The 12235-nt window shown below is 69.1% G+C and carries 11 protein-coding genes; 1 reads left to right on the top strand and 10 read right to left on the bottom strand.

All coding sequences use genetic code 11. The annotated features are described in order from the left end of the window. The first annotated feature begins 359 nt into the window (after positions 1–359). Positions 360–1628 (top strand): CoA transferase, encoded by a 1269-nt coding sequence (locus tag JF543_RS13885; protein WP_206824835.1) that lies wholly within the window; start codon positions 360–362, stop codon positions 1626–1628. Here the strand turns inward: JF543_RS13885 and JF543_RS13880 are convergent. From JF543_RS13880 to argC, 10 genes are all read right to left on the bottom strand, one after another. Beyond that, positions 1583–2422 carry a DUF4184 family protein gene (locus JF543_RS13880; protein WP_206824833.1) on the bottom strand — a complete coding sequence of 280 codons (840 nt, stop codon included), beginning with the start codon at positions 2420–2422 and terminating at the stop codon, positions 1583–1585. The two genes, JF543_RS13885 and JF543_RS13880, sit on opposite strands and share 46 nt — an antisense overlap. Positions 2423–2434: 12 nt before the next feature. Continuing rightward, positions 2435–3736, bottom strand: a complete 1302-nt coding sequence (tyrS, locus tag JF543_RS13875; RefSeq protein ID WP_179410462.1) for a tyrosine--tRNA ligase — start codon at positions 3734–3736, stop codon at positions 2435–2437. Between the two features lie 40 nt (positions 3737–3776). Next, complete coding sequence (locus JF543_RS13870) at positions 3777–4526, bottom strand: hypothetical protein (protein WP_206824830.1); 750 nt, start codon at positions 4524–4526, stop codon at positions 3777–3779. After that, on the bottom strand, positions 4523–5170 hold the full coding sequence (locus JF543_RS13865) for a SatD family protein (protein WP_206824828.1): 648 nt from the start codon (positions 5168–5170) through the stop codon (positions 4523–4525). Before JF543_RS13865 ends, JF543_RS13870 begins: the two co-directional genes overlap by 4 nt. 97 nt (positions 5171–5267) lie before the next feature. Further along, positions 5268–6707: an argininosuccinate lyase gene (argH, locus tag JF543_RS13860; RefSeq protein WP_179410459.1), complete on the bottom strand. Its 1440-nt coding sequence runs from the start codon at positions 6705–6707 to the stop codon at positions 5268–5270. Next, positions 6704–7672 (bottom strand): ornithine carbamoyltransferase, encoded by a 969-nt coding sequence (argF, locus tag JF543_RS13855; protein ID WP_206824827.1) that lies wholly within the window; start codon positions 7670–7672, stop codon positions 6704–6706. The genes argH and argF overlap by 4 nt, the downstream gene beginning before the upstream one ends. Then, on the bottom strand, positions 7669–8892 hold the full coding sequence (locus JF543_RS13850; protein WP_206824825.1) for an acetylornithine transaminase: 1224 nt from the start codon (positions 8890–8892) through the stop codon (positions 7669–7671). The genes argF and JF543_RS13850 overlap by 4 nt, the downstream gene beginning before the upstream one ends. Then, positions 8889–9788, bottom strand: coding sequence for an acetylglutamate kinase (gene argB / locus JF543_RS13845; protein WP_179410456.1), 900 nt, complete (start codon positions 9786–9788; stop codon positions 8889–8891). Before argB ends, JF543_RS13850 begins: the two co-directional genes overlap by 4 nt. Next, positions 9785–10942 carry a bifunctional glutamate N-acetyltransferase/amino-acid acetyltransferase ArgJ gene (gene argJ, locus JF543_RS13840; RefSeq protein ID WP_206824823.1) on the bottom strand — a complete coding sequence of 386 codons (1158 nt, stop codon included), beginning with the start codon at positions 10940–10942 and terminating at the stop codon, positions 9785–9787. Before argJ ends, argB begins: the two co-directional genes overlap by 4 nt. Then, the gene (gene argC / locus JF543_RS13835; protein ID WP_206824821.1) at positions 10939–11991 is read right to left on the bottom strand and encodes an N-acetyl-gamma-glutamyl-phosphate reductase; all 1053 of its coding nucleotides are present in this window, start codon (positions 11989–11991) and stop codon (positions 10939–10941) included. Before argC ends, argJ begins: the two co-directional genes overlap by 4 nt. Positions 11992–12235: the final 244 nt, after the last annotated feature.

The following is a 12235-nucleotide window of genomic DNA, read 5'->3' as shown; positions in this document are numbered from 1 at the left end:
AAAAAGACTGGACGAGGATAATTTGGCATTTGACAAGTGCACGCTGTTGAGTTCTCAAGGATCGGACGCACCCACACACCAACCAACAAAGGCCAGACGCGCAAGGCAACTTCACAATCTAAGTTCGGGCTCTCCGGGGCTGCTGTGCAGCCGGACCGGAACCCGGATCTCTACCTTACACCATCATGACTGGTGGTGGAAGATGAGATGTTCGCTGCTTGGAGGGGAGCCAGGCCCTGAGGCCTTCCGCTCAACCGCTTGGGGCGAACAAGTAATAATTTACGTGGATCCGGACATCCCGGCAAATCACCCGCGCATCCCGGGCGTGTCGCGCGGCGTGACGCCTCTAGGCTCGACGCATGTCGTCGCCCACCACAGGCTTGCACTCCCCCGTTCCGCTTTCTGCGCGCCTGCCGGTCGGCGAGTTGGCGGCGCGCAGCGTCGCCGCCGCAGGCGCGGCGCTCGCGGGCACGCCGAACTCATTGCCGGATCCGCAGCGGATAGCCGCCGCATACCGGAGTGACCGCCATCTGCTGATCGACGGCGAGCAGCCGGACGTCTGGTCTCCGCTGTCGGGCTTCTGGCGCACCGCCGACGGGTGGGTGCGCACCCACGCCAACTATCCGCACCATGCTGTTGCTCTGCGCGCCGGCTTGAGTCTCGACACGCACGCGTCGTCCGATGACCTCCGCGCGTTGCTGGCAGCGACCTCGACCCCGCATGCCGTCGCGGCCGTCCGTGCGCGCGGCGGGCTGTGCGTGCCCGTGCGCCGGGAGGACCCTGCCACCGACACCGCCCTGCGGCAGCATCCGATCGTCGCAATCGAGCGTCTCGGCAACGCGCCGAAACGCGCACTCCCCCGCTCGAACGCGTCACGCCCGCTCGACGGCGTGCGCGTGCTTGACCTCACCCGCGTGATCGCCGGCCCGGTCGCCACACGCACGCTGGCCTTCGCCGGAGCGGACGTGCTGCGGATCGACGCGCCGACGCGCCCCGAGTTCGCGTGGCAGCATCTCGACACCGGGCACGGAAAGCGCACGGCGCTTGTCGACATCGCCTCCGAGTCGGAGCTCGTCGAGTCCCTGCTCCACGACGCCGACGTCGTCGTGCTCGGCTATCGCCCCGAGGGTCTGCGGCGCTTCGGGCTATCACCGCAGCTGCTCGGCGAACGGCATCCGCACCTTGTTGTCGCGCAGCTGACCGCCTGGCCCGGCGCAGACTCACCCCGCGGTTTCGACAGTCTCGTTCAGGCCGAGTCGGGCATCGCGTGGTGCGAATCGCCCGATGGCGAGACCCCCGGTGCGCTGCCGGCGCAGGCGCTCGATCACTCCGCCGGCTATCTGCTGGCCGCAGGGATCGCCGATGCCCTGCGGCGCCGGGCATCCGACGGCGGCACCTGGTTCGTCAGCACTTCGCTGCGGCGCGTGGCGGCCGAACTACTCGGCCTGCCCCGCCGGCCGGAATCAGCGCATGATGAGTCGGCTCAGCCACCCACCAACCCCGAGACCCAGTCCTTCACGGTGGGCGGGCATGACGTCATCACCGTTGTACCCGCCGTCACCTGGCCGGGAGCTCCGACGCGTTATGCGTCTCCGCGGGAATGGGGCGCCGACACCGCATCGTGGTGAGCGATCGGAGCCGCTGTGCGTCGCGGCAAGACGACGATCGCGACACACAGCAGCACCGTCAACACACCCCACAGTCCGGAGGCCGCCGGCAGCGTCGCGTACGCCAGATGCCGCACAGTGAACTCGTCGGTCAGCGGTCCGTAGGCCGCGAGCCCCAGCATCCACGCCGACACGAGCACGATCGGCAGCGCCGCCATCCACGCCCAACGCAGCCACGTCGGCAGCAACGCCGGGCGCGGAGCGACCGGGCGTCGACGCAGCCAGATCAGCATCCAGATGCCGATGAGCGCCAATCCGAAGGCGCTTGAGCCGTACTGCAGCCACTTGTATCCGGGCAACGGTCCCCACGCCGCCTGCAGGGCGGGAATCGCCTCGACGCCCCAGCGACCCTCATGCGTGAACAGATCCCAGACGATGTGCGAGAGCACACCGATCATCAACGAGAGCACCAGCAGCAGCGGATAGCCGAACCGCGCACGCGCGCCGACGGCTTCAGCGGCGGCACGTCGACCCGTCTGCCGCCACTGATCGGGCAGCCGTGCCGCGAGGGAATCCGGGGCCAGCGCCACCAGGCCCGGGCGCATCACCACCCGCCAAACCACGAACAGCACGAACGCGATCAGCGTCGTCCACACGACGTTCGCCACCGAATGGGTGAACCCGTACGGCACCCCGAAGCCGCGCAGGAACAACGGCAGATCAGGGGTCATCGCCCCGATCGCGATCGCCGCCGGCACCAGCGGTGTGCGCACGAAAGGCAACGCGACGACCGCGTGGCTCGGGGTGAACGGCATGGCGTCGCGGAATCAGCCGATGAACACGCCGGCGAGGGTCTTCTTGCCGCGGCGCAGCACCGAGACGCCGCCCGGAAGAGTCCCCTGCACGAGCGCCGAGTCGTCGGCGACGCGCTCACCATCCAGCGTGACGCCGCCCTGCGAGATCGCGCGCCGCGCCTCGGATGCGCTGGAGACCAGGCCCGTGGCAACGAGCGCGTCGACCACCGGCGTGCCCGCCGGCACCGTCGCGTTGGGCAGCTCATCGAGTGCCGTGCGCAGCGTGGTCGCGTCGAGTGCGGCCAGGTCGCCCTGGCCGAACAGCGCGTCGGATGCTGCGATGACCGCCGCGGTCGCCTCGGCGCCATGCACCGTCGTGACCACTTCGAGCGCCAGGCGCTTCTGCGCGGCACGGCGGAACGGCTCACTCTCGACCAGCGCCGCGTACTCGGCGATCTCGGCGCTGCTGAGGAAGGTAAACACCTTCAGGCGCTCGACGACATCAGCGTCCGCAGTGCTCAACCAGAACTGGTAGAACGCGTACGGGCTCGTCATCTCGGCGTCGATCCAGATGGCGTTGCCCTCGCTCTTGCCGAACTTGGTGCCGTCGCTGTTGGTGATCAGCGGCGTGCCGATCGCGTGGACCGAGACCCCCTCGACGCGGTGGATCAGGTCGGTACCGCTGGTGAGGTTGCCCCACTGGTCGGATCCGCCGGTCTGCAGGACGCAGTCGTACTGGCGGTACAGCTCGAGGAAGTCGATCCCCTGCAGGATCTGGTAGCTGAACTCGGTGTAGCTGATGCCGGCATCCGAGTTCAGACGCGCGGCGACGGCATCCTTCTTCAGCATCGTACCGACACGGTAGTGCTTGCCGATCTCGCGCAGGAAGTCGATGGCGCTCAGGGGCGCCGTCCAGTCGAGGTTGTTGACCATCCGGGCGGCGTTGTCGCCTTCGAAGCTGAGGTAGCGCGATACCTGCGCGCGCAGGCGGTCCACCCACTCGGCGACCGTCTCGCGGGTGTTCAGCGTGCGCTCGGCCGTCGGTCGCGGATCGCCGATCAGACCGGTGGAACCGCCGACGAGTCCGAGCGGCTTGTGGCCGGCCAGCTGGATGCGGCGCAGCGTCAGCAGCTGCACGAGGTGGCCGAGGTGCAGGCTGGGAGCAGTCGGGTCGAAGCCGCAGTAATACGTGATCGGGTCTCCGCCGAGCAGGGCGCGCAACGCCTCTTGATCAGTGGACACGTGGACGAGCCCACGCCAGACCAGCTCGTCCCACACGTTCTCGAACGCGGGGTCGAGCGCCACGGGCGCTGTCGTCAGAGCGGTTTCAGACACGACACTCAGGCTATCAGCGCGCACGCGTCGCGCCGGTTCATCAGACGCGGATGCCCCACCACAACAGGAAGGCCGCTCCCAGGGCGACCACCCAGCTGACCAGGCTGCCCACCAGGAAGTACTCCGCCCGCGCCCCGGTCTCGCCGTCCTTCGAGATCTCGGGGAAACGCACGATGCCCTTCGCCGCGAGCATCGCCGCCAGCAGAGCGTAGGCGCCCGCCAGCGTCAGCACGACAACCAGGAAGCGCTCCAGCGGACCGATCAGCCGGCCACCCTGAAAGCCGGTGGCGGCCTGCGGCGGCTGACGCAGCTGTCCGCCTCGAAACAGCCCACCCTGCTCGGCGGGTCTCCACGTGCCCTCCCGGTCCAGCGCGGCGCGTACGATCAGGTTCGCCGATTCCCCGACGAAAAGCACGACGCCGACAGCCAGCACGGCGACATCGAAGGCGATCTCACCCTCGGGCGCCGGCAGGTGCCATACCTCCCCGATCAGGCCCGGCGCATCGCGCGCGGGCATCAGCGCCGTGGTCGCGGATACGATCGCGGCCAGCACCACGGCGGGCCAGAAGGATGCCCTCCCTGTGGCGTCCAGCGGCATCGTCCATATCCAGGCGCCGCCGAGCACGACGGCGATCACGGCCGGCACAAGGGCGTCGCTGCAGATGCCCGCGGTGATGACGAGTGCGATCAGCACGCACAGCACAAGCAGGCGCGGCGCACGGCGCGGCACGAATCGCCGCAGAAGATCGGCGGCGCCGATGGCCGCGAGGGTGAGGCCGGCGAGAATCACGAGAGGCCACCTCGCAGCGCATCGAGCCCCTCCAGCAACGCGGTTGCCCCCGAGCTGCGCAGTGACTTCGAGATGCTCGGCTGCGTCACATCTTCCTGCTCGGCGAGGTCTCGTTGCGACATGCCCCCGAACCGGCCGTAGGCGATGCGCCTCTCCCGCGCCGTCATGCGCACGACGATCTCGTCGCGGGCCATCAGATAGGCGTTCGATGCGGCGATGAGAGTGACCATGCCCTCATCCTGCCCCGGGGCACCGACGATCCAGGTGCGGGCGCTCGGCAGGGCCCGTTCCTGTCGGGCGTGCACGAACTCGATCGCGTCGCGCGCCGCCCACCATCCGGGCCCGTCAGCAAGTTCGCGATGCGCGGACTCGACGGTGGTGACGGGCCCTACGCCCAGACCGAACCGGAACTCAGCCCCGTCGGGAAGCGCGAGCTGCAGAAGCAGCACCGCAGTCAGCGCTTCGACCAGGCCGCCGTAGACACCCTGCTGCTCGTCACCGACGGTCGGCCGCAACGGTTGTTCGGCGAGCGGATGCTCGCTCTCGACTCTGGCGATCGTCTCGTCGAACGTGCGTTGAGCCGCCGTCCGGTCTTCGAGGCGACGCGAGCCGATGATGTCAGCGATCACTGCCACGACAGTCATGGCATAACCGTAACACGACTATTCGCAAAATATAACCGTATGAGTTATTTCTCGCGAACAGTCGTGCGACGGGAATCCGTCAGACAGAAGCAATCCGTCAGAGGCCGAGGGCGTGCGCCGACGCCTGCGCGCGCGCCACCAGCTCGGCCCGCTGCTCGGTCACCCGAACGGGGGCCGTCCCGCCGACCCCGGCACGCGACGCCACCGATCCCTCGATCGTCAGCACCTCCCGCACCTCGGGCGAGAGCAGCGGCGAGACCTGCGCGAACAGGGCGTCGTCGGCATCCTCCAGTCCGATCCCCCGCTCCTCGCACGCCTGCACCAGCGCGCCCGAGACCTCGTGCGCATCCCGGAACGGCACACCCTTGCGCACCAGCCAGTCGGCCACGTCGGTCGCCAGCGAGAAGCCCTCCGGGGCCAGTTCCGCCATCCGCGCGGTATCGAAACGCATCGTGGCGACCATGCCCGCGAACGCCGGCAGCAGCACCTCCAGCGTCTGCACCGAGTCGAACACCGGCTCTTTGTCCTCCTGCAGATCCCGGTTGTACGCCAGCGGAAGACCCTTCAGCGTCGCCAGCAGACCCGTGAGATTTCCGAGCAGACGCCCCGCCTTGCCGCGCGCGAGCTCGGCGATATCGGGGTTCTTCTTCTGCGGCATGATGCTCGAACCGGTCGAGAAGCCGTCATCGAGCGTGACGAAGCCGAACTCGCGCGTGTTCCAGATGATGATGTCTTCAGAGAACCGGGACAGGTCGATGCCGATCTGCGCGGAGATGTACGCGAACTCGGCGACGACATCACGCGCCGACGTCCCATCGATCGAGTTCTCGGCCGGGCCGGACAGGCCGAGTTCTCTGGCCACGAGCGCCGGGTCAAGACCCAGGGACGAACCGGCCAGTGCTCCCCCGCCGTAGGGCGAGACGGATGCCCGTGACATCCAGTCACGCAGTCGCTCGAGGTCACGCACGAGCGGCCAGGCGTGGGCCTGCAGATGGTGGGCCAGCAGCAACGGCTGCGCCGACTGCAGGTGCGTGCGACCCGGCATGATGGCGTTCGGGTGGGACTCGGCCTGAGCGACGATCGCATCGATCACCCGCAGCAGGTCGCGGGCGATCACGCGGGAGTGGTCGCGCAGGTACATGCGCACCAGCGTGGCGATCTGGTCGTTGCGGCTACGACCCGCGCGCAGTTTGCCGCCCAGCTCGGCCCCGACCTCGGCGATCAGCGCCTGCTCCAGCGCACCGTGCACGTCCTCGTCGCCGGGCTGCGCCACGAGCGAGCCATCCGCCACACGAGCGGCCAGCCGGTCGAGTCCGGCGTGCATCGCCTCGGCCTCGGCGGCGTCCAGATAACCGGCTGCTTCGAGCGCCTTGGCGTGCGCGTGGGAGCCGGCGATGTCATACAGCGCCAACGCCCAGTCGAAGTGGGTGGAGCGGCTCAGTTCGACCAGTTCCGGCGAGGGGCCCGTGGCGAAGCGTCCGCCCCACAGCGATCCCTCGTTGGTGCCGTGCACTCCCTCGCCGTTCGTCGCGCTCATTTGACTGCTCCTTCGCCGCCGGCGACGGCATCCGTCGCCTGCGTCTTCTTCTCGAGCAACCAGACAAGCAGCGCCTTCTGCGCGTGCAGTCGGTTCTCGGCCTCGTCCCAGACGACGCTCTGCGGGCCGTCGATCACTTCGGAGTCGACCTCGTAGCCGCGATCCGCGGGAAGACAGTGGATGAAGATCGCCTCGGGATCAGCCAGCGACATGATCTCGGTGGTCACCTTGTATCCGCCGAGCTCGCGCAGGCGGATGATCTTCTCTTCTTCCTTGCCCATCGACACCCACGTGTCGGTGACGACGACATCAGCGCCCAGCGCGGCCTCACGCGGGTCGGTCAGCAGTGTGACCGATCCGCCGGTCTCGGCGGCGCGGGCCTCGGCCGCGGCGACGACATCGGCGCGCGGGGCGTAGGAGGTGGGCGAAGCGATGCGCACATGCATGCCCGCCGTGACACCGGCGAGCAGGTACGAGTGGGCCATGTTGCTGCGCCCGTCGCCGAAGAACGTCAGCGTCAGCCCGGCCAGCTCACCCTTGTGCTCGCGGATCGTGAGCAGGTCGGCCAGCAACTGGCACGGGTGGAAGTCGTCCGACAAGGCGTTGACGACCGGCACGCGCGTACCGCGCGCCATCTCTTCCAAGCCCGACTGCGCGTAGGTGCGCCAGACGATCGCCGCCACCTGACGCTCGAGCACGCGCGCGGTGTCGGAGGGCGTCTCCTTGCCACCGAGCTGGCTGTTGGCGGTCGAGATGATCAGCGGCGAGCCGCCGAGGTCGGCGATCCCGACCGCGAACGAGACGCGGGTGCGGGTAGAGGACTTGTCGAAGATGACCGCGACGGTCTGGGGCCCCGCCAGGGTCTTGTTCGCCCAGCGGTCCTTCTTCAGTTCGAGGGCGAGATCGAGGATCTCGGTCTGCTCGGCACGCGTCAGGTCGTCGTCGCGCAGCAGGTGGCGGGTCATGGCTTCTCCGAGGGGGTCGTGGTGGTGGCGGCGACGTCGGCGAGGGCCGCGCCGAACCGGGTGAGGAACTCTTGCACCTCGGTGTCGCCAATCGTGTAGGCGGGAGCGATGCGGATGACATCGGGGGTCGGCGCGTTGACGATCAGCCCGCGTTCCTGAGCGGCCGCGGCGACCGCGGGCGCAACCGGGGCACTCAACCGGATGCCGATGAGCAGGCCCGCGCCGGTAGTGCCCACAACCAGCGGCAGTGCCGCGACGCCGTCGCGCAGCTGCGCGCCACGCGCGTTGACGTTGTCGAGCACGTGCTCGTCCTCGACGAAGCCGAGCACGGCGTTGGCGACCGCGCTGGCCAGCGGGTTCCCACCGAAGGTCGAGTTGTGCGTGCCCGGGTAGAACAGGTCGCTCGCCGAGGCGAACGTGATCAGCGCGCCGAGCGGGAAGCCCGCGCCGATGCTCTTGGCGAGCGTGACGGCATCCGGGATCACGCCCTCACGCTGGAAGGCGAACCACTCACCGGTGCGTCCCGACCCGGTCTGCACCTCGTCGAGGATCAGCAGCGCATCGTGAGCTGTCGTGAGCGCGCGCGCACGCGCGAGGAACCCCTCGGGCAGCTCGACCACACCCGCCTCGCCCTGGATGGGCTCGACGATCATCGCGGCGACTCCGCCCTCGGCGAACGCCGCCTCCAGGCTCTCCAGCGTGCGCTCCACGGCGACGATGTCGGGCACGGCCGGCAGGAACGGGTCGCGGTAGGCGGCCTTCGGGGTGAGCGAGAGTGCGCCCATCGTGCGTCCGTGGAACGCTCCTTCGACGACGAGGATGCGCGTGCGGGCAGCGCCCTCCCCCGCTGAGGGCTGTGCACCGTGCAACCGGGCGAGCTTGATCGCCATCTCGTTGGCCTCGGTACCGGAGTTCGCCAGGAACACGCGGCCGCGCTCACCGGTTCCCGCCAGGCGCTTCAGGCGCGCGGCGATCTCGAGCTGAGGGGGCGTGGCGAAGTAGTTCGACACGTGCGCCAGCGTTGCCGCCTGCGCCGAGACGGCCTCCACGAACACCGGGTGCGCGTGACCGAGGCAGTTCACGGCGATGCCGCCGAGGAAGTCCAGGTAGCGGTTGTCGTCAGCGTCCCACACCCAGGAGCCCTCACCGCGGGTGAGCAGCGCGAGCCGTCCGCCGAGGCTCATCAGATCGCGTGCCGCGTCGTCGTTCCAGTTCGTCATCCTGCGACCACCTCTGTGCCGATTCCCTTGCTGGTGAACAGTTCCACGAGCACCGAGTGCGGTACCCGCCCGTCGATGATCGCCGCCGCATCGACCCCTGACTCGACCGCGTCGAGGCACGCGCGCATCTTCGGGATCATTCCCGATTCGAGCGTGGGCAGCATCTGGGTGAGCTCGGTCGCCGTGATGTGCGACACCAACGAATCACGGTTGGGCCAGTCGGCGTAGAGCCCGGCGACATCGGTGAGGATCACCAGCTTGCGGGCCCCCAGAGCCGTCGCCAGGGCCGCGGCCGCGGCATCCGCATTCACGTTCAGCGACTGACCGGGGTGATCGAGGTCGGGCGCGATCGACGAGACCACGGGGATGCGACCGGCCGCGAGGTGGTCGAGCACCGGTGTCGGGTCGACCTGCACCACGTCGCCGACACGGCCAAGGTCGACCTCTTCACCGTCGAGCACGATGCCGCGTCGACGCCCGCCGAACAGCCCGGCGTCCTCACCGCTCAGTCCCGTCGCGATCGGGCCGTGCGAATTGATCTTCGCCACCAGTGTGGGGTTGATCTGCCCGGTGAGCACCATCCGCACGACGCTGATGGCCTCGGTGGAGGTGACCCGGTATCCGCCCTTGAACTCACTGGGGATGGCCAGCCGGTCGAGCATGTTCGAGATCTGGGGGCCGCCGCCGTGCACGACCACCGGCTGCACGCCGACGTACCGCAGGTAGGCGATGTCCTGCGCGAACGCCTCTTGCAGTTCGTCGCTGACCATCGCATTGCCGCCGTACTTGACGACCACAATCTGATCGCGGAAGCGCTTGAGCCACGGCAGCGATTCGATGAGGGTGGCGGCCTTGTAGGCGGCTTCCTCGGGGGCGGTGTCCTGCAGATCTGTCATGAGGCGTAAGCGCTGTTCTCGTGCACGTAGTCGTGGGTCAGGTCGTTGGTGAGGATCGTCGCGGCCGCATCGCCCGTCTTCAGATCGATCTCGACGAGCGTCGCCCGCGGGGTGAGGTCGACCTCTTCGCGAGGACGGTCGGGGCCACCCGCGGAGCAGACGCGCACACCGTTCATCGACACATCGACGTCGTAGGGGTCGAAGCGCGCGTCGGTCGTGCCGATCGCGGCGAGCACCCGCCCCCAGTTGGGGTCGTTGCCGAAGATCGCCGCCTTGAAGAGGTTGTTGCGGGCCACCGATCGGCCGACCTCCACGGCCTCGGCCTCGCTCTCGGCGTTCGTGACGACGATCGTGATGTCATGGCTGGCGCCCTCGGCATCCTGCTGGAGCTTCTGCGACAGCTCACGGCAGACCTCGGTCAGGGCCGATGCGAACTCGTCGAGGTCTGGACGGATGCCGGTGGCACCGTTGGCCAGCAGCGTCACCTGATCGTTGGTCGACATGCAGCCGTCCGAATCGAGCCGGTCGAAGGTGACCCCCGTCGCCCGGCGCAGCGCAGCATCCGCCTCGACCGCTTCGAGGTCGGCGTCGGTGGTGAGGACGACGAGCATGGTGGCCAGCCCCGGTGCGAGCATCCCCGCGCCCTTGGCCATGCCTCCGATCGTCCAGCCCGATCGCGTCACCGATGCGGTCTTCGCGACGGTGTCTGTGGTCATGATGGCCGCGGCGGCGTCCTGACCGCCGTCTGCGCTCAGCGCGGCGACGCCGCGCTCGACGCCATCAAGAACCCGACCGCGGAAGACCTCGTCGCCGGTGCCGATAAGCCCCGTCGAGCACACCAACACATCTCCGGCGCTGACCTGCAGCAGCTCGGCGGCCTTCTCGGCTGTCTGGTGCGTGGTCTGGAACCCGAAGGCCCCGGTGAAGCAGTTCGCGCCGCCGGAGTTGAGCACGATCGCCTCGACGATGCGATCGGCGATCACCTGCTGCGACCAGATGATCGGGTTGGCCTTGGCGCGGTTCGTGGTGAACACCGCCGCGCCGATCTTGCGCGGGCCGCGGTTGACGACGATGGCCACGTCGAGGGCTCCGGTGGACTTCAGCCCCGTGGCGACGCCGGCCGCCTCGAAGCCCTGGGGTGCGGTGACACTCACGGCGCTACTCCGTTCACGGTGAGCGCGCGACCCTCGGGAAGGCCGAGCGCGAGATTCATGGACTGGATGGCAGCGCCGGCGGTGCCCTTGACGAGGTTGTCGACGGCGGTGACCACCGTGACGCGGTTGGCCGCCCGGTCGATCGCCAGACCCATCAGCGCGGTATTGGCGCCGAGCACGTCAGCGGTGCGCGGGAACGATCCCTGCGGCAGCAGCTGCACAAAGGTCTCGTCGCCGTACGCCTGCTCCCACGCGCCGCGGATCTGCGCGTCGGTCACACCCTCGACGATCGGCGCGGTGGACGTGGCGAGGATGCCACGCGCCATCGGCACGAGAACGGGGGTGAACGAGATGCGGATGCTGTCGGGCGTGGCTCCCGAGGCCGCGGCGAGCGCCTGGCGGATCTCGGGGATGTGCCGGTGCGTGCCGCCGACGGCGTACGGGTTGGCGGTGCCGAGCAGTTCGCTGCCCAGCAGGTGGGGCTTGAGGCTCTTGCCGGCGCCGGACGGGCCGACGGCAAGCATCGTGACGATGTCGGACGGATCGATCACTCCGGCTGCGACGCCGGGGGTCAGGCTCAGACTGACGGTCGATGCGTTGCAGCCGGGAGCCGCGATCCGCGAAGCGCCCCGCAGCTGCTCACGCTGCTTTCCGGCGGCGGTGAGCAGCTCGGGCACACCATACGCCCACGGCTCGTGGAAGTGGCCGCCGTAGAACGCGTCCCAGGCCTGTCGCGAGGTGAGCCGGTGGTCGGCCCCGGCGTCGATCACCAGCGGGGTGTCGCCGAGGGCGTCGGTGTACTGGCCGGACTGGCCGTGCGGCAGGGCGAGGAACACGATGTCGTGCCCGGCCAACACCTCGGGGGTGGTGGGCTGCAGCGTCAGGTGCGCCAGGGAGCGCAGGTGCGGCTGGTGTTCGATGAGCGGCTGGCCGGCGTTGGAATGCGCGGTCACGGTGCGGATCTCGATGTCGGGGTGTGCGGCGAGGAGCCGCAGGATCTCGCCCCCCGCGTAGCCGGATGCGCCGGAGACGGCGACGGTATACGTCATGCTTCTACCTTAACGGTCGGTGTGCGCCCGATGACGGGCCTGGGCCGAGGCGGCGACACCGGCAGCCGCGCCGAAGCGTCGGCGCAGAGCGGGGTCGCCTATGGTCGGCGGCCGCCGCGGCGTCGGCGCGGGCGCACAACGGCGACGCTCGGGGAGAGCGTCGCGCGGTTGTGCGGGGCCGAAGGCATGCGGTGACGATATCGAGTCGTCGCCACCGGGCGCAAGTTGACGCGACCGGGCCGCC

It is taken from the genome of Microbacterium esteraromaticum (assembly GCF_017303215.1).
Classification (GTDB): domain Bacteria; phylum Actinomycetota; class Actinomycetes; order Actinomycetales; family Microbacteriaceae; genus Microbacterium; species Microbacterium esteraromaticum_C.
The sequence above is the reverse complement of the archived record's forward strand: the minus strand, read 5'-3'. Positions and strand labels throughout refer to the sequence as shown.